Here is a 17519-nt window from a genome sequence, read left to right as displayed (position 1 = left end):
TGCCCGTCAGCGGCGGCGAGCCGAGTACACGCGCGTGACGTACGGGACCGGGACGCGGTCGCGCCCCGCGATGTCCGGGTGCGTCGTGACGAGCGTGCGGACGCGCTCCAGCAGCGCCTCCCGCTCGTCGGCCGGCAGGACCAGCGCGTACGAGCGGGTGCCCGCCAGGCGCACGAGCTCCTCCGGCGTCAGGACGTGCTCCCACCGCACGTCGGTGCGCAGGACGTCGGTGAACGCGTCGCCGAGCGTGGGATGGGTGCCCCGCGCGAGCTGGGGTCCGGCGACCTCGTGCAGCAGCGCGCCGTACGCGCCGACCCACGGCACGTCCTCGTCGCGGTCGTTCCAGACGATCCCGAGCGTGCCGCCCGGGCGCAGGACGCGCGCGACCTCGGCGGCGGCCACGGGCTCGTCGAACCAGTGCCACGCCTGGGCGACCGTGACCGCGTCGACGGACGCGTCGGGCAGGGGGATCCGCTCCGCGGTCCCGTCGAGCACCTCCACCTGGGGGAGGCGGGCGACGAGCTGCTCGCGCATGCCCTCGGCGGGCTCGACGGCCACGACACGCAGCCCGCGTGCGACGAGCGGCTCGGTGAGCTTGCCCGTGCCGGCGGCCAGGTCCAGGACGTCGTGGGCGTCCGACGGCACCAGCAGGTCCACCGCTGCGGGCGGGTAGCCCGGCCGGACGGCCGCGTACGCGTCGGCGTTGTGGGTGAACGACTCCGCGTGCGCTGCGTGCCGACCCGTGGAGGCGTCCTCGCGCGAGCTCATCGGCCGTCGAGGACGGCCAGCACCTCGTCGTGCAGCAGGCCGTTGGTGACCACCGCGTTGCCGCCGTGCGGGCCGTCCACGCCCTTCAGCGACGTGAAGCGTCCGCCGGCCTCGGTGACGACGGGGACCAGCGCGGCCATGTCGTACAGCTCGAGCTCCGGCTCGGCGGCCACGTCGACCGCGCCCTCGGCGACGAGCACGTAGGACCAGAAGTCGCCGTACGCGCGGGTGCGCCACACGCGACGGCTGAGGTCGAGGAACGGGTCCAGGCGCCCGTGCTCCTCCCACTCGCCCAGGTCGGAGTACGACAGCGACGCGTCCTCGAGGCGCTCCACGCCCGAGACGCGCAGCCGCGTCGCGGCCGCGAGGGACTTGCCGGTGAACGCGCCCGTGCCCTTCGCCGCCCACCAGCGCCGCCCGAGCGCCGGTGCGCTGACCACGCCCAGCACGACCTCGTCGCCGTCCATCAGCGCGAGCAGCGTCGCCCACACGGGGACCCCGCGGACGAAGTTCTTCGTGCCGTCGATGGGGTCGACGACCCAGCGGCGCGGGCCGTGCCCGGTGTCCGAGCGCTCCTCGCCGTGGACCGCGTCGCGTGGTCGCGCGCGGCCCAGCTGCGAGCGGACCAGGTCCTCGGCGGCACGGTCCGCGTCGGTGACCGGCGTCAGGTCCGGCTTGGTCTCGACCTGGAGGTCCTGCGCCTTGAAGCGCGACATCGTCAGCGAGTCGACCGTGTCGGCGACGACGTGCGCCAGCCGGAGGTCGTCGTCGTAGGCCATGGGGCTCCTCTACTACGGGTGCGGTACCCGTCCGCCGTCGTCGGCGGGCGGTCCGCGGCGTCAACCTACCGAAACGCGGGGCACATCACCGGCCGCGCGCGCCGTCCCCGTCGCTCTCGTCCTCGACGCCGAGGCGGCTGACCAGCAGCCGGCGGAACGAGTCGAGCCGCGCGGCGCGTGCCGCGCGGACGACGTCGTCCGGCGCGTCCGCCACCCACTCGTCGAGCATGCAGTCGGGGGAGTCGGCCAGGTGCGTGCACCCGCGGGGGCACTCGCGCGCCACCTCGTCGAGGTCGGGGAACGCCCCCAGCAGGTGGCTCGGGTCGACGTGCGCGAGCCCGAACGAGCGCACGCCCGGGGTGTCGATGACCCACGTCGGGGCGTCCGTGCCGTGGACCTCGAGCGCGATCGCGGAGGACGACGTGTGACGCCCGCGGCCCGTCACGTCGTTGACGACTCCCACGGCGCGCCGCGCGTCCGGCACGAGGGCGTTGACGAGCGTGGACTTGCCGACGCCCGAGTGGCCGACCAGCACGGACACGTCGCCCGTCAGCACGTCGCGCAGCCTGTCGAGCCCGACGATCGTGCGCTCACCCGTCACGGGGTCGACGCCACGGCTCGTCACGACGACGTCGACGCCGATCGGTGCGTACATCGCGATCAGCTCGGCGGGGTCCGCCAGGTCACCCTTGGTGAGGGCCAGCAGCACCTCCATGCCCGCGTCGTACGCCGCTGCCACGCACCGGTCGATCATCCGCGTGCGCGGCTCGGGGTCGGCCAGCGCGGTGACGACGACGAGCCGGTCGGCGTTGGCGACGATGATGCGCTCGACCGGGTCGGTGTCGTCGGCCGTGCGGCGCAGCACGGTGCGGCGCTCACCGATCCGCACGATGCGCGCGAGCGAGCCCTCCGCACCGGTGGTGTCGCCCACGACGTCGACGCGGTCACCCGGCACGACGCGGTCGCGGCCGAGCTCGCGCGCCTTCATGGCGAGGATCCGGGTCTCGTCGGGGCCGCCCGGGTCGAGGAGGACGGTGTACCGGCCGCGGTCGACGGCCACGACCATGGCCGTGCGCGCGTCGGCGTGCTCGGGCCGTCGCTTGGTGCGGGGGCGCGAACCTCGACCGGGACGGATCCGCACGTCCCGCTCGTCGTAGCGCCGCTCGGCCATCAGGCGGTCGGTCCCGCGGTCAGCCCGTCACGCACGACGTGGCCGGCGGACGCCGCGAGCATGCCGGTCCACAGGTCCACGAAGCCCGGCAGGGTCTTGGCGGTGGTGGCGACGTCCTCGACCTCGACGCCGGGCACGCGCAGCCCCACGAGGGCGCCCGCGGTCGCCATGCGGTGGTCGGCGTACGTGCGCCACACGCCGCCGTGCAGCGGCCGCGGCGTGATGACCAGGCCGTCGGACGTCTGCTCGGCCTGGCCACCCAGCCGGGTGATCTCCGCCGCGAGCGCGGCCAGCCGGTCGGTCTCGTGCCCCCGCAGGTGCGCGATGCCCCGCAGCCGCGTGGGGGAGTCCGCGTGCGTCGCGAGCGCGGCGATCGTCGGTGCGAGCTCGCCGGCGGCCCGCAGGTCGAGGTCGACACCGCGCACCTCACCGGTGCCGGTGACGGTCAGCACCTCCCCGTCGAGCGTGACCGACGCACCCATGCGCGTGAGGATGTCCGGCAGCAGCCCACCGGGCTGGGTGGTGCTCGCCGGCCACCCGGGGACGCGCACGGACCCGCCGGCGACCATCGCGGCGCACAGGAACGGCGCGGCGTTCGACAGGTCCGGCTCGACGTGCACGTCACGTCCCGCGACGGGGCCGGGCTCGACGCGCCAGATCTCGGGACGCGAGTCGTCGACGACGACGCCCGCGGCACGCAGCACGGCGACGGTCATCTCGATGTGCGGCAGGCTCGGCAGGGTGGGGCCCGTGTGACGCACCGTGAGCCCGCGCTCGAAGCGCGCTCCCGCGAGCAGCAGGCCGGAGACGAACTGGCTCGACCCCGACGCGTCGATGTCGACGTGGCCACCGCCCACCGCGCCGCGGCCGTGGACCGTGAACGGCAGGTGGCCGGGCTCACCCTCCTCGTCCACGCGCACGTCCAGCGCGCGCAGCGCCTGCAGCAGCGGACCCATGGGTCGCACGAGCGCCTCGACGTCGCCCTTGAAGTGCACCGGGCCGTCGGCGAGCGCCGCGATCGCGGGCAGGAAGCGCATGACGGTCCCGGCCAGGCCGCAGTCGATCGTGACGTGCCCGCGCAGCTGGGCAGGGGTGACGCGCACGGCGTCACCGCCGAGGTCCACCTGCACGCCCAGCGTCTCGAGCGCCGCCGCCATGAGCCGCGTGTCGCGCGAGACGAGCAGCGAGCGCAGCGTGCTCGGCCCCTCGGCCAGGGCGGCCAGGGCGAGGTAGCGGTTGCTCAGCGACTTCGAGCCGGGCACGGCGACCGTGGCGTCGAGGGGTGCCTGGGCCACGGGCGCGGACCACAGGTCGGTGTGCGAGCTCGTCATGCGGCCAGGCTAGCGGCGTCGGTGCGTGGCGGGCGTCAGCCGTCCACGTGCTTGGCAGCCTCGGTCGCGCGTGCGGCGCGCAGCGCGGCGCGGTCGGTGCGGGCGTGCTGCACGCGCCACGTCACCCCGGGCCGGCCCTCGAGGTCGACCCCCGCGAGGACGGCGCCGCCGGCGAAGGACAGCGCGCGCACGAGTCGCTCCTTGCGCGCCTTCTTCTCCGCGGCCGTCAGGACCCCCCGCCCGCCGATCGGGAGGTTCACCAGCACCAGCGGCACGGTCAGGCCCGCGAGCGCGAGCGCAGCCGTGCGGGGCGCTCGGCCGACGGCGAGCATCGTGCCGGCGACCAGCATGGCGGCACCGTGCGCCTGCGCCGCGGTCGCGAGCTGCTTGTCGCTCAGACCGCCGTCGAGGGCCTTCGCCAGCGGCGCGGGCGCTGACGACCGCGCCGCGGCGGGCACGCGGGAGCGCACCGAGTCCAGCCCGTCGCGCACGACCTGCGCGTGGGCGCCGGGATGCCGCAGCGCGTCGAGCCCCTGGCTGACGAACCACGACGCGAACATGGGACGGGCGAGGCGACGCAGCAGCACGGGTTCCTCCTGAAGGGATCGACCGCGGTTCGGCGGTGCTCCCACGCTAGTGTCGTCGGACCCCTGGCGCGCACCCACGGGAATGCGCACGTGGTGGCGCGGTGTTGGGCCGGTCATGAGCTGTGCCCTCGAGACCCGTCCCGCGCCCGGACCGCTGCCGGCCGTCGCGCCGTGGGGTGAGCCCGCCGCCCGGTCGGGTCCCATGGTCCCCGGAGCACTAGGCTCGTGGGCGATGAGTGAGCTACCCGAGGGCGTCGACGACGACCAGGGCACGACGCGTGCCCCTGCCGGCGAGGACGACGCCGCCCGCACCGACCGGTTCGAGGCGGAGGCGCTGGTCTACCTCGACCAGCTGTACGGCGCTGCCCTGCGGATGACGCGCAACCCGGCCGACGCGGAGGACCTCGTCCAGGAGGCCTTCACCAAGGCGTTCGCGGCGTTCCACCAGTACCGTCCGGGCACCAACCTCAAGGCGTGGCTCTACCGGATCCTCACGAACACGTACATCAACACGTACCGCAAGAAGCAGCGCGAGCCGCAGCAGTCCCGGTCCGAGGAGATCGAGGACTGGCAGCTCGCCCGTGCGGAGTCCCACACGTCGCGCGGGCTGCGCTCCGCCGAGGCGGAGGCGCTGGACCACCTGCCGGACTCCGACGTGAAGGACGCACTGCAGCAGATTCCCGAGGACTTCCGCATCGCGGTGTACCTCGCGGACGTCGAGGGCTTCGCGTACAAGGAGATCGCCGAGATCATGGGCACGCCGATCGGGACGGTGATGTCCCGCCTGCACCGGGGGCGCGCACAGCTGCGCGACCTGCTGTCCGACTACGCGCGCGAGCGAGGGCTGGCCGGTGCCTCACCGACGGTCCCGGACGGTGCGCGGTGAGCGCGACCGAGGACGCCGCGAGCGGGTCGGCCGCCGGGCCCCGCCCGGTGGAGGGCGTCCCGTGCGGGTGCGACGAGGCGGTCGAGCGGCTCTGGGAGTACGTCGACTCCGAGCTCGGTGCGCTCGACCAGCAGCGTGTCGAGGCTCACCTCGAGGAGTGCGCGCCGTGCCTCGAGGAGGAGCACATCGAGGTGGTCCTCAAGCAGCTCGTCCGGCGCTGCTGCAAGGAGGAGGCGCCTGCCGCGCTGCGGATGCGGATCCACGAGCAGCTGACGGTGCTGCGGTTGCGCACAGGGACGGCACCGGAGGTCTGAACCGCACGGCCTCGAGAGGTCGGGTGGGACGGCGACGGGCCCGGAGCGATGCTCCGGGCCCGTCGGCACGTCAGGGCGTCGAACGCTCAGGCGTTGGGACGCTTGCCGTGGTTGGCGGCGTTCCCCTTGCGGGAGCGACGCTTGCGGCCACGCTTGCTCATCGCTGGTTCTCCTTGGTTCGCGGCGCGCGCGCAGTAGCCGCGCACGCCGGGGATATCGCTCCATCGTCCCACATCGCGCGGGCCGCGCGCGCCCCCCGTCGTGGCTCAAGTGCGGGCGTCCGCATCCCGATACCCCTGACGTGAGTCAGCAGCCCCAGTCCGTGATCCCGTTCCTGCACGCCCTGGCCAGCACCGGGGGCTCCGACCTGCACTGCAAGGTCGGGTCCGCACCGCGCGTGCGGGTCGACGGCCGCCTGCGCAAGCTGCAGGCGCCGGAGCTGCGGCCGCTGGACACCGAGCGGATGCTCGAGGAGGTCCTCCCCGACGACCTGGTGGAGAAGTTCCGGGACACCAAGGAGGCGGACTTCGCGTACTCGCTGTCCGGCGTCGGGCGGTTCCGCGTCAACGCCTACCAGGCGCGCGGGACGTACGGCATGGTCTTCCGCCGGGTCGCGGTGGGAGCGCAGTCGCTCGGGGAGCTGGGGCTGCCCGAGGTCGTCGGCGAGCTCGCGCTCGAGCCGCGCGGCCTGGTGCTGGTGACGGGCCCGACGGGGTCCGGCAAGACCACGACGCTGGCGTCGATGGTCGACCTCATCAACTCCTACCGCGAGGTCAACATCGTCACGATCGAGGACCCGATCGAGATCCTGCACTCGGACAAGAAGGCCATCGTCTCGCAGCGCGAGGTGCGCCAGGACACGGCGGACTTCACGGTCGCGCTGCGGGCGGCCATGCGGCAGGACCCCGACGTCATCCTCGTCGGCGAGATGCGCGACGTCGAGACGGTGCGTGCGGCGCTGTCGGCCGCCGAGACCGGCCACCTCGTGCTGTCGACGCTCCACACGATCGACGCCGCCGAGACCATCAACCGCATCGTCGACTTCTTCCCGCCGCACGAGCAGAAGCAGGTCCGCATCGCGCTCGCACAGTCGCTGCGCGGCATCGTCTCGCAGCGTCTGGTGCGCAAGGCCGACGGCAACGGACGGCAGGCGGCGATCGAGGTCATGGTCAACACAGGCCGCACGGCCGAGGCGATCATCGAGCCGCAGGACAACCCGCCGCTGCTGGACCTGATCAAGGACGGCGACTTCTACAAGATGCAGACGTTCGACCAGCACCTCTACGCACTCGTCCACGACGGGGTCGTGACGTACGAGGAGGCGCTGGCGGTCGCGTCGAACCCGCACGACCTGACGGTCGAGCTGCGTGGTGCCGGCGTCGTGTCCTGACGCGCGCCCGCGGACGGCCGGCGGCCGGTGACCCTCACGGGTCGCCGGCCGTCGTGCTGTGCACTCTTGCGCGGCGTCGAGACGCGATATAGCGTGTCTTTATCACACGACATATCGCGTTGGAGGTACGGATGTCCACGGAATCCTGGGTCGTCGCCGGCCCGCAGGTCATCGAGATCGACGACGTGCGCGCACTGCGCGTCGGGCTGGTCGGCGGACGGGTCGACGTGGTCGCGCACGACGACCCCGAGGCGCACGGTGCCCGGCTCGAGGTGCACCGCGTCGACGGGCGCCCTCTCGAGGTGACGCTCTCCGACGGGGAACTGCGCGTGGGCTACAGCTTCACGCTCGGTGGCTGGGAGGGCTTCGTCGAGAAGTTCCGCAACTTCCAGGACAAGGACCGTGCCGACGTGCACCTCGCCGTGCCGCGCAGCGTCCTCGCCAAGGTCGCGACCGTCAGCGCCGACGGTCTGGTCGCGGGCCTGCGGCAGGACGTGTCGGTCTCGACCGTCTCGGGCTCCGTCGTCGTCGACGACGTGCACGGCAGGCTGTCGACCAACTCGGTCTCCGGGGAGATGGTCGTGCGCCGCCTCGACGGCGACCTGCGATTCAACACCGTCTCGGGTGAGCTCGCGGCGTCGGGGGACCTCACGCTCGTGCAGGGGAACTCCGTGTCCGGGGCCGTCTCGCTCGACGTCGGTGCCGGCACCTCCTCGCTCACGGTCACGACCGTGTCGGGTGACCTGACCGTGCGGATCCCGGACGGCGCGGGCCTGCAGGTGCGTGCGCAGTCCGTGTCCGGGCGGCTCGTCATCGACGGCCGGGAGCACAAGGGCACCGGACCGGGCCACCGCACGGTCGACCTCGAGGCCGGCGAGGGCGGCGCCTTCCTGTCGGCGACGACCGTCACGGGTCACGTCACCGTGCTGCGGGCCCCCGTCGCCGACGCGGTGCCCGACGAGGCGGTGCCGGGCGAGGCGGTGCGGTACGGCACGGCCGCCGGTGACGTCGCCGACGCCCCCGTCGACGGGTCCCGCTGATGGCCCAGGTCTTCGCGCACGGCCAGCTGCGGCTGTACCTCCTGGCGCTGCTGGAGGACGGGCCCCGGCACGGCTACGAGCTCATCACCGCGCTCAGCGACCGCTTCGGTGGCACCTACCGGCCCAGCGCCGGCACGGTCTACCCGCGCCTGGCACGGCTGGAGGAGGAGGGTCTGGTGCGCCGGTCCGACGACGGGCGCAAGGCGACGTACACGCTGACGGACGCCGGGCGCGCCGAGCTCGACGCGCGCCGGGGCGACCTGGCCCATCTCGAGGCGTCGATCGCCGAGACGGTGCGCGCACAGGCGTCCCAGGTGCGTCAGGACGTGCAGGCGGCGATGCGCGGCCTGCGGGCGGATCTGACGTCCGCGGCGCAGCGTGCCCGTGACGGTGCCCACCCGGTGGCGGGGGAGCCGGACCCGCAGCGCACGGCGTCGCACCGGCGCCGGGTCGAGGCCGACGCGATCGTGCGGCGGTTCGGCGACGAGGTGCGTGCCGACCTGCGCCGGGCGGACGCCGCGGCAGGTGTCGACGAGCTCACGGTCGAGACGCTGCGCACCGTGCTCGACACCGCGCTGCGGACGATGCGCGCGACCCTGCGCTGACGCGGTCGCGCCTTCCGGGCCGGTCGCGTCAGGTCGCCGCGGGGTGCGTCGACCGGCGGGCCGCCCGGCGGTGGCGCGCGTGACCGGTCCACGCGCGCGCACCGCCCGCGGACACCCCTCCGACGACGGCCCACACGCTCGCGGGCCCGGCGGAGCCGATCGTGAGCAGCACCGCGGCGCCCAGCACCGCTCCGGTCACTCCGAACGCGGCGACGTGCCGACGCTCGGACGTGTGCCGGCGCATGAGGTGGGCGGTCACCATCCCACCGGGCCAGCCGAGCGCGAACAGCGCGGCCAGGTGCACGCCGTACATGAGGGCGACGATGATCGCGGCGCTCTCGGCGTCGACGGTGTCGTGGGCCGTCGGTCGCTCGAGCGCCAGGTAGCCGACGTACAGCACGAGCGCGCCGCCCAGCAGGATCAGCGCGGCGCGCGCGCAGACCTCGAGGACGGCCTGCGGGCCCAGGACCGTGGCGGCCACGTGCGTGGCCGTGACGTCGACCGGCGGTGGTTCGGGTGCCGGCTCAGACGTCATCGGGCAGGCCGAGCCACGTGCGCCAGCCCGTGTGCAGGACGAGCCACGCCATGAGGCCGTAACCGGCCTGGCCCGGGAGGTGCTGCGGCGACGTCGCCATGTCGGCGAGCCACTGGTCGTGCGCCGCGAGCGGCGAGTACATGTCCACGAAGGGCACGCGGCGCCGCGCGGCGACGTCGCCGAGCGCGGCGGACAGCTCGGCCAGCCGGTCGCCGTCGTGGGGTGCGCCCGGAGGAGGCCCCACGACGAACGCGGGGATGCGGCGCTGGTCGGCGACGTCCAGCACGTTGGCGAGGTTGAGGCGGCTGCGCGCGAGCGACAGCCCGGCGGCGATGTCCGCGCGTCCGAGCGCCACCACGAGCCGGTTGTCGGCGTGCGGTGACAGGCGGCGTGACACCTCGGCGTCCCACCTGGCTCCCAGGTCGGTGCTCGTCTCACCCGGGACGGCGAGCGTGAGGACCGTCAGCGGCTCCGGGGTCGGGGTCCGCGCGGCGACGCGCCCCACCCACCCGAGGCCCTTGGGGTCGCCGGTGCCGGCGACCAGCTCGTCCCCGACCACCGCGAGGCGCAGCGGCTGCTCGCCCACGCACATCACCCCTGCCCATGCCCGCAGCGCCGGGCCGTCCGGAGCCTGCTGGGCGACAGTCTCTCAGGCGGCGGGAGCGTAACAGCGCCGTTCCGGCCCCGGATGGCGGCCGTGTCGTGGTGCGACGGGAGGCGCGCGGGGGATCAACGGGAGAAGACGTGCATGACGGGCGTGCCGTCGTTGTCGTGCGGGTGGGAGCGCGGCGGTTCCCGGTGACCGAGACCGTCGTCACGGACGGCTCGGGCGAGGCCCCCGAGGACGGCGGCGGTGGCCAGGAGGGTGAGGACGAGCCAGAAGATGTCCATGGCAGAAATCCTCCGCTCATGCACATCGCGCCACGAGTGGCAGAAGCGACGATGCACGTTGAAATTCCGCCAAGGGCGTGCGACGGTGGGGCATGCTCCGGACCGTGGCCGTCCTGGCCCTGCCGCACGTCGCTGCCTTCGAGCTCGGGACCGCGTGCGAGGTCTTCGGCATCGACCGCTCCGACACCGGTGGCCCCAGCTTCGACTTCCGCGTCTGCGGCCCGACCGCCGGTGCCGTCATGCCGACGAAGGGCGGCTTCTCCATCGTCGTCGAGCACGGTCTGGAGGCGACACGGGACGTCGATCTCGTGGTCGTGCCGGCCTACGGCATGCCCGCGGCGGCCGTGCCGGCGGAGGTCCTGGAGGCGTTGCGGGACGCGCACGCGCGCGGCGCCTGGATCCTGTCGATCTGCAGCGGCGCGTTCGCGCTGGGGGAGGCGGGCCTGCTCGACGGGCGTCGCTGCACGACGCACTGGATGCACGCCGCAGCGCTCGCCGCCCGGTTCCCGGCGGCGACCGTCGACCCCGACGTGCTGTTCGTCGAGGACGGCCGTGTGATCACCGGGGCCGGGACGGCTGCGGGCATCGACGCGTGCCTGCACCTCGTCCGTCGGGAGCTCGGCGCTGCGGCCGCCACCAGCGTCGCCCGGCGGATGGTCGTGCCGCCCCAGCGCGACGGGGGACAGGCACAGTACGTGGACACGCCCCTGCCCCCGGTGGCCGACACCCTCGCGCCGCTGCTCACCTGGATGCTGGAGCACCTCGACGAGGAGCTCGGCGTCCCGAGCCTGGCCGCACGCGCACTGATGTCGGAGCGCACGTTCGCCCGCAGGTTCCGGGCCGAGACGGGTGCCACCCCGGCCGCGTGGGTCGCACGGCAGCGCGTCGCCCGGGCCCAGGAGCTGCTCGAACGCACCGACGTCCCCGTCGACGAGGTGGCCAGGCGCTGCGGCTTCGGCACGGCCGCGCTGCTGCGCCACCACTTCGCCCGCACGCTCGGGACGACACCGATGGCCTATCGTCGCCGGTTCACCTGCAGACCGCGCGGCGACGTGGACGAGACGGGCGACGAGCAGGACGAACGGGCGTCCTGACCGCGCGGGACGGCCGCGCGCAGGACCCGGCACCGACGACGACGGGCCGGCCGGTCTCCCTCGCGGGAGTCGGCCGGCCCGTCGCGGTGGCTCAGCGCTCGAACGAGGCCTCGACCAGGGCCTTCTGCTCGGCCGCGTGCTTCTTGGCCGAGCCGGCCGCCGGGGAGGCCGACTCGGGGCGGGAGACGACCTGCACGTCGCGCCCGACGATCTGCGGCAGGTGCGTGGACATGAAGGTCCACGGCCCCTGGTTGCGCGGCTCGTCCTGCACCCACACCAGCTCCGCGTCGCCGTACGGTGCGAGCACCTCGGCGATCGCGTCGGGCTCGAGCGGGTAGAGCTGCTCGAACCGCACGATCGCGGTCTGCTGGTCCCCGGAGGACACCCGGTGCGCGAGCAGGTCCCAGTAGACCTTGCCCGAGCACAGCAGCACACGCGTCACCTGGTCCGCCTTGGCGGCGGCCAGGTCGTCGCCGACCACCGTGCGGAACGTGCCGGACGTGAAGTCCTGCACGTCGGACGTCGCGGCCTTGAGGCGCAGCATCGACTTCGGGGTGAACACCACGAGCGGACGGCGCGGGCGCTGGTACGCCTGACGACGCAGCAGGTGGAAGTGCGACGCGGGCGTCGACGGCTGCGCGATCGTCATGTTGTCCTCGGCCGCCAGCTGCAGGAACCGCTCGATCCGGGCCGACGAGTGGTCCGGTCCCTGGCCCTCGTAGCCGTGCGGCAGGAGCAGCACGACCGACGAGCGCTGCGCCCACTTCTGCTGCGCGGAGGAGATGAACTCGTCGATGACGGTCTGCGCGCCGTTGACGAAGTCGCCGAACTGGGCCTCCCACAGCACCAGCGCGTCCGGCCGCTCCACCGAGTAGCCGTACTCGAAGCCGAGCGCGGCGTACTCCGAGAGGGAGGAGTCGTAGGCCCAGAACTTCGCCTGGTCGCCCGAGAGGTAGAGCAGCGGGGTCCACTCGGCGCCGGTCTCGCGGTCGTGGAGCACGGCGTGGCGCTGGACGAACGTGCCGCGGCGTGAGTCCTGCCCGGCGAGCCGGACGGGCGTGCCCTCGATGAGGAGCGAGCCGAACGCGAGGATCTCCCCGTAGCCCCAGTCGATGCCGCCCTCGCGGCTCATCCGCTCGCGCTTCTCCAGGAGCTGGGCGAGCTTCGGGTGGACCGTGAAGCCCTCGGGCGGGCTGACGTGGGCCTGGCCGATGCGGTGCAGGACCGACGCGGGCACGGCGGTCTGCCAGCCGACCATGACGCCGGCGTCCTCCTGCTGCGACTCCGGGCGCTCCAGACCCGCCACCGTGTCGACGTCGGCCGGCGGGAGCGTCCAGCCGTCCTCGCGCGTCTCGCTGAACACCCGCTCGAGCTGCGACTGGTAGTCGCGCAGGGCCTGCTCGGCCTCCTCGATCGTGATGTCGCCGCGGGCCACGAGCGTCTCGGTGTAGATCTTGCGCACCGACCGCTTGGCCTCGATGAGGTTGTACATCAGCGGCTGCGTCATCGAGGGGTCGTCACCCTCGTTGTGGCCGCGGCGGCGGTAGCAGACCAGGTCGATGATGACGTCGCGGTCGAACTGCTCGCGGTACTCGAACGCGAGCTCGGCGACGCGGACCACGGCCTCGGGGTCGTCCCCGTTGACGTGGAAGATCGGGACCTGCAGGCCCTTGGCCACGTCCGTCGCGTAGTGCGACGAGCGCGACGACGACGGGCCCGTGGTGAACCCGACCTGGTTGTTGACGATCACGTGGATCGTGCCGCCCGTGCGGTAGCCGCGCAGCTGGGACAGGTTCAGCGTCTCGAACACGACGCCCTGGCCCGCGAACGCGGCGTCGCCGTGGATGAGGATCGGCAGCACGGAGAACCCGTCGCCGCCGAGGTCGATGAGGTCCTGCTTGGCACGGACGATGCCCTCGAGGACCGGGTCGACGGCCTCGAGGTGCGACGGGTTCGCCGCGAGGTACACGTCGGTCGTCGCACCGGACTCCGCCGTGAAGACGCCCTCCGTGCCGAGGTGGTACTTGACGTCGCCCGAGCCCTGGACCGACTTCGGGTCCTGGTTGCCCTCGAACTCGCTGAAGATCTGCCCGTACGACTTGCCGGCGATGTTCGCCAGGACGTTGAGGCGGCCGCGGTGCGCCATGCCGATGCCGACCTCGTCGAGACCGCCGTTGGCGGCCTTCGACAGGATCGCGTCGAGCAGCGGGATGAGGGACTCGCCACCCTCGAGCGAGAACCGCTTCTGGCCGACGAACTTGGTCTGCAGGAAGGTCTCGAACGCCTCGGCCGCGTTGAGGCGACGCAGGATCCGGAGCTGGTCCTCACGCGGGGTGCGGGCGTACCCGGACTCGAGGCGCTCCTGCAGCCAGCGGCGCTGGCGCGGGTCCTGCAGGTGCATGTACTCGGCGCCCACCGTGCGGCAGTACGAGTCGCGCAGCAGCCCGAGGACCTCACGCAGGGTCGCGCGGGTCTTGCCGGTGAAGCCCCCGGTCGGGAACGTGCGGTCCAGGTCCCACAGCGTCAGGCCGTGGTTCTGCACGTCGAGGTCCGGGTGCTTGCGCTGGCGGTAGGCCAGCGGGTCGGTCTCGGCCATGAGGTGCCCGCGCGAGCGGTACGCGTGGATGAGCTCGGCGATGCGCGCGGGCTTGATCGCCTCGGCGTCCGGGTCGTGGTTCGCGTCACGGACCCAGCGCACGGGCTCGTACGGGACGCGCAGCGAGGCGAAGACGCGGTCGTAGAACCCGTCCTCGCCCATGAGCTTGCGCGCGAGGATGCGCAGGAAGTCACCCGACTGCGCGCCCTGGATGATCCGGTGGTCGTACGTCGAGGTGACCGTCAGGACCTTCGAGACGCCCATGCGGTTGAGCTGCTCGTCCGACGTCCCCGCGAACTCGGCCGGGTAGTCCATCGCGCCGACGCCGACGATCGTGCCCTGACTCTGCATGAGGCGCGGCACGGAGTGGACCGTGCCGATCGTGCCGGGGTTGGTCAGCGAGATCGTCGTCCCGGCGAAGTCCTCGACCGTCAGCTTGTTGTTGCGGGCGCGGCGCACGACGTCCTCGTACGCGTTCCAGAACTGCGCGAAGTCGAGCGTGTCCGCCTTCTTGATCGACGGCACGAGGAGCTGGCGGGTGCCGTCGGGCTTGGCCAGGTCGATCGCCAGGCCGAGGTTGACGTGGGCGGGCGCGAGCACGCCCGGCTTGCCGTCCACGAGCGTGTACGAGGAGTTCATGGCGGGCATCTCGCGCACCGCCTCGACCAGCGCGAAGCCGATGAGGTGCGTGAAGGACACCTTGCCGCCACGACCGCGGGCCAGGTGGTTGTTCACGACGATGCGGTTGTCGACCATGAGCTTGGCCGGCACGGCGCGCACCGACGTGGCGGTCGGCACCTCGAGCGACGACTCCATGTTGGTGACGACGCGTGCAGCGGGCCCGCGCAGCTTCTGCACGTCGTCGACCGGCAGGACGTCGGGTGCGTCGGTGCGACGCGTCGCGACCTCGGCGTACGGCGCGGTGGCGGGCTGGGCGGTGGCCACCGGCGAGGGCGTCACCTCGACGACCGGTGCCGCGGCCGTGTCGGCCCGGGGCGCGGCGTCCGGCGCGGGTGCGCTGCCCGAGGGCGCAGGGGCGGTCGGCGCGGCTGGAGGGGCCGCTGGCCCCGGCGGTGCGGACCTGGCGACGTCACCGTTGGTCGCAGCACCCGTCGTCTCGGGCTTGTAGCCCTCGAAGAAGTCCCACCAGGCGGGGTCCACCGCGTTGCGGTCCTTCTGGTACTGCTCGTACAGCTCGTCGACCAGCCACTCGTTCGCACCGAAGTCGGCACGGGTGGAGTCTGACTGCGCGTTCTGCGTCACGCTGGGATCGCCCACTTCCGGTGCGCGGCTCACGGACCGCGCCATCGCCAGTTCTGTTGATGACAACACTACGTGCTGCGGGAGGCCCCAGGCCCCTTGCGCAGCCGCGTCGGTCGTGATCTGTGCAGCCTCTTCACCCCGTCCGCGTGCGGGGGTCAACAGCCGCTAAAGCGGGTCTGGGACGCGGCTCAAGGCCGGGTCCGCGGCAGGCCAGCGGCGTGGGACGCCACCGCGGGTGAGCCGTCACCCCGGGGGCCGTGCGGCGGGCAGCCGCACCCGCATCGTGCAGCCCGACGCGGAGTCCGCGACGACGACCGACCCGCCGTGCAGCTCGACGGCCCACCGGACGATCGCCAGACCGAGCCCGGTGCCCCCTGTGGAGCCCTGGCCGGTGAGCGCGGGCGTGTTGCCGCGCACGAAGCGCTCGAACACGTGCGCGCGCTGGTCGCGGGCGATGCCCGGGCCGTGGTCCACGACGTCGATCCGCACGTCGGCCCCGTCGCGGCGGGCGACGACGCGCACCTCGTCGTCCGCGGGTGAGTGCCGTGCGGCGTTCTGCAGGAGGTTCGCGATCACCTGGTGCAGCCGCTCCGGGTCGGCCGGCACCGTGAGGTCGGCCGGTTCGACGTCGACCGTGAACCGCAGCCGCTTGTCGGCACCGACCAGCGTCGCCTCGTCGGCGGCCTGCCGCAGCAGGTCACCGACGTGCACCTCCTCGATCCGCAGCGCCATCGCGCCCGCCTCGACGCGTGACAGGTCGAGCAGCGAGGACACCAGGCGCGAGAGCCGCTCGGTCTGCGCGAGCGCGACCGCGAGGGTCGCGGGGTCGGGCTCGCTGACACCGTCGACCATGTTCTCCAGCTGGGCCTGCAGCGCCGTCACGGGCGTCCGCAGCTCGTGCGAGACGTTCGCGACGAGCTCGCGGCGGAACGTGTCGAGCTGCTGGAGGTCGTCGGCCATCGTGTTGAACGCCTCGGCGAGCTGACCGACCTCGTCGCGGCTGGTCGAGCGCACCCGCCGGCTGTAGTCGCCGCCGGCCATCGCACGCGCGGCCTCCGTCATCTCGCGCAGCGGGGACGTCATGCCGCGCGCGAGGATCTGGGTGGCGATGAGGGACAGCGCGATGGCGAGCGGCAGCGTGCGGCTCGGCCCCAGCGCCTGCCCGTAGCCCACCCAGATCACGAACGCGGCGAGCGTGACCGTCGCGGCGACCAGGACCCCCAGCTTCATCTTGATGCTGCGCAGGGGGTCGAGCGGCCGTACGTCCGGCAGGCGCCAGCGGTCGGCGTCGCCGCGTGCGTGCCGGGCGTGCGGTTCCTGAGGAGAGGTCACAGGCCCTCGTCCGCCTCGTCCGCCTCGTCCGGTGCGTCCCCGGCCGGCTCGTACGCGTAGCCGACCCCGTGGACCGTGCGGATCAGGTCCGGCCCGAGCTTGCGGCGCAGCGCCTTGATGTGGGAGTCGACGGTGCGCGTGCCGCTCGCGTCGACCCAGTCCCACACGTCGGCGAGCAGCCGCTCGCGGGTCAGGACGGTGCGCGGGGACGACGCGAGCGTCAGCAGCAGGTCGAACTCCGTCGGCGTCAGGTGCACCTCGGTACCCGCCCGCTGGACGCGTCGCTGCGCGCTGTCGATCGTCACGTCGCCGACCACCAGGGGCGGCTCGGGCTGCTGGACGGTGGCCAGCTCGGCGGCGCGTGCCGCGCGCTCGGTGCGGCGCAGCAGCACCTTCGTGCGGGCCACGAGCTCGCGCATCGAGAACGGCTTGGTCATGTAGTCGTCGGCGCCGACGCCGAGGCCGACGAGCATGTCCGTCTCGTCGTCCCGCGCGGTCAGCATGAGGACGGGCACAGGGCGTTCGGCCTGGATCTGACGGCAGACCTCCAGGCCGTCGATCCCCGGCAGCATGACGTCCAGCACCACGACGTCCGGCTGCAGGCGGCTCGCGGCGGCGACGCCCGCGTGACCGTCGCCGACGGCCTCGACCGCCCAGCCCTCGGCTGTGAGCCGGTGCACGATGGCCTGGGCGATGGCGGGCTCGTCCTCCACGACGAGGACGGTGGTGACACCCGGGCGCGACACGGTGGTGACCATGGGGTCAGCGTGGCACACGGACCCGTCAGCAGTCCCGGTGAGGACTCGGCACGTCGGCGGTCTGTCCGTAGGATGTGCCCACCATGAGCAGCTCAAGTCGCTGCCGGCATCGCGTCCCGTCCCGCTCCCGCCGCACCGCGCGTGCGCGCCTCGGAGCAGGGCCCGTCCTCCCAGGACGC

The 17519-nt window shown here is 73.4% G+C and carries 17 protein-coding genes; 6 read left to right on the top strand and 11 right to left on the bottom strand.

The genetic code is table 11. The features are described 5' to 3' along the window. Positions 1-6 precede the first annotated feature (6 nt). From IR158_RS08740 to IR158_RS08720, 5 genes are all read right to left on the bottom strand, one after another. A complete protein-coding gene (locus tag IR158_RS08740) occupies positions 7-768 on the bottom strand; it encodes a class I SAM-dependent methyltransferase (RefSeq protein ID WP_291812092.1) in 762 nt (253 codons plus the stop codon). Next, positions 765-1547, bottom strand: coding sequence for a histidinol-phosphatase (gene hisN / locus IR158_RS08735; RefSeq protein WP_291812089.1), 783 nt, complete (start codon positions 1545-1547; stop codon positions 765-767). The genes IR158_RS08740 and hisN overlap by 4 nt, the downstream gene beginning before the upstream one ends. An 85-nt stretch (positions 1548-1632) precedes the next feature. Beyond that, the gene (gene rsgA / locus IR158_RS08730; RefSeq protein WP_291812086.1) at positions 1633-2718 is read right to left on the bottom strand and encodes a ribosome small subunit-dependent GTPase A; all 1086 of its coding nucleotides are present in this window, start codon (positions 2716-2718) and stop codon (positions 1633-1635) included. Then, entirely contained in the window at positions 2718-4049 is a 1332-nt protein-coding gene (gene aroA, locus IR158_RS08725) for a 3-phosphoshikimate 1-carboxyvinyltransferase (RefSeq protein ID WP_291812083.1), read from the bottom strand. The genes rsgA and aroA overlap by 1 nt, the downstream gene beginning before the upstream one ends. 35 nt (positions 4050-4084) lie before the next feature. Continuing rightward, complete coding sequence (locus IR158_RS08720; protein WP_291812080.1) at positions 4085-4636, bottom strand: DoxX family membrane protein; 552 nt, start codon at positions 4634-4636, stop codon at positions 4085-4087. A 232-nt stretch (positions 4637-4868) separates the two neighbouring features. On the opposite strand from IR158_RS08720, the gene IR158_RS08715 reads away from it, so the two are divergent. From IR158_RS08715 to IR158_RS08695, 5 genes are all read left to right on the top strand, one after another. Further along, on the top strand, positions 4869-5522 hold the full coding sequence (locus tag IR158_RS08715) for a sigma-70 family RNA polymerase sigma factor (protein ID WP_366928422.1): 654 nt from the start codon (positions 4869-4871) through the stop codon (positions 5520-5522). After that, positions 5519-5836, top strand: a complete 318-nt coding sequence (gene rsrA / locus IR158_RS08710; protein ID WP_291812076.1) for a mycothiol system anti-sigma-R factor — start codon at positions 5519-5521, stop codon at positions 5834-5836. The genes IR158_RS08715 and rsrA overlap by 4 nt, the downstream gene beginning before the upstream one ends. Before the next feature lie 301 nt (positions 5837-6137). Then, complete coding sequence (locus IR158_RS08705; protein ID WP_291812074.1) at positions 6138-7226, top strand: type IV pilus twitching motility protein PilT; 1089 nt, start codon at positions 6138-6140, stop codon at positions 7224-7226. Between the two features lie 131 nt (positions 7227-7357). Next, a complete protein-coding gene (locus IR158_RS08700) occupies positions 7358-8266 on the top strand; it encodes a DUF4097 family beta strand repeat-containing protein (RefSeq protein WP_291812072.1) in 909 nt (302 codons plus the stop codon). Beyond that, positions 8266-8871, top strand: coding sequence for a PadR family transcriptional regulator (locus IR158_RS08695; RefSeq protein ID WP_291812069.1), 606 nt, complete (start codon positions 8266-8268; stop codon positions 8869-8871). The genes IR158_RS08700 and IR158_RS08695 overlap by 1 nt, the downstream gene beginning before the upstream one ends. 28 nt (positions 8872-8899) lie before the next feature. Here the strand turns inward: IR158_RS08695 and IR158_RS08690 are convergent, their stop codons facing one another. The 3 genes from IR158_RS08690 to IR158_RS08680 form a co-directional block, all read right to left on the bottom strand. Then, positions 8900-9406 carry a hypothetical protein gene (locus IR158_RS08690; RefSeq protein ID WP_291812066.1) on the bottom strand — a complete coding sequence of 169 codons (507 nt, stop codon included), beginning with the start codon at positions 9404-9406 and terminating at the stop codon, positions 8900-8902. After that, positions 9396-9998 carry a GDSL-type esterase/lipase family protein gene (locus IR158_RS08685; RefSeq protein ID WP_291812065.1) on the bottom strand — a complete coding sequence of 201 codons (603 nt, stop codon included), beginning with the start codon at positions 9996-9998 and terminating at the stop codon, positions 9396-9398. Before IR158_RS08685 ends, IR158_RS08690 begins: the two co-directional genes overlap by 11 nt. A gap of 137 nt (positions 9999-10135) precedes the next feature. Continuing rightward, the gene (locus IR158_RS08680) at positions 10136-10297 is read right to left on the bottom strand and encodes a hypothetical protein (protein WP_291812061.1); all 162 of its coding nucleotides are present in this window, start codon (positions 10295-10297) and stop codon (positions 10136-10138) included. 92 nt (positions 10298-10389) lie between these two features. Between IR158_RS08680 and IR158_RS08675 the strand changes: the two genes are divergently transcribed. After that, on the top strand, positions 10390-11391 hold the full coding sequence (locus IR158_RS08675; RefSeq protein ID WP_291812060.1) for a helix-turn-helix domain-containing protein: 1002 nt from the start codon (positions 10390-10392) through the stop codon (positions 11389-11391). Between the two features lie 91 nt (positions 11392-11482). Here IR158_RS08675 and IR158_RS08670 read toward each other — a convergent pair whose 3' ends face one another. The 3 genes from IR158_RS08670 to IR158_RS08660 all read right to left on the bottom strand — a co-directional run bounded on the left by IR158_RS08670 (position 11483) and on the right by IR158_RS08660 (position 17340). Further along, complete coding sequence (locus tag IR158_RS08670; protein WP_291812057.1) at positions 11483-15250, bottom strand: multifunctional oxoglutarate decarboxylase/oxoglutarate dehydrogenase thiamine pyrophosphate-binding subunit/dihydrolipoyllysine-residue succinyltransferase subunit; 3768 nt, start codon at positions 15248-15250, stop codon at positions 11483-11485. Between the two features lie 243 nt (positions 15251-15493). Next, entirely contained in the window at positions 15494-16582 is a 1089-nt protein-coding gene (locus IR158_RS08665; protein ID WP_291812054.1) for an ATP-binding protein, read from the bottom strand. Further along, positions 16579-17340, bottom strand: a complete 762-nt coding sequence (locus IR158_RS08660) for a response regulator transcription factor (protein WP_291812052.1) — start codon at positions 17338-17340, stop codon at positions 16579-16581. Before IR158_RS08660 ends, IR158_RS08665 begins: the two co-directional genes overlap by 4 nt. Positions 17341-17519 lie beyond the last annotated feature (179 nt).

It is taken from the genome of Cellulomonas sp. (assembly GCF_015234515.1).
Lineage (GTDB): Bacteria > Actinomycetota > Actinomycetes > Actinomycetales > Cellulomonadaceae > Cellulomonas.
Note: the sequence above shows the minus strand (reverse complement) of the source record. Positions and strands in the feature narration are given on the sequence as shown.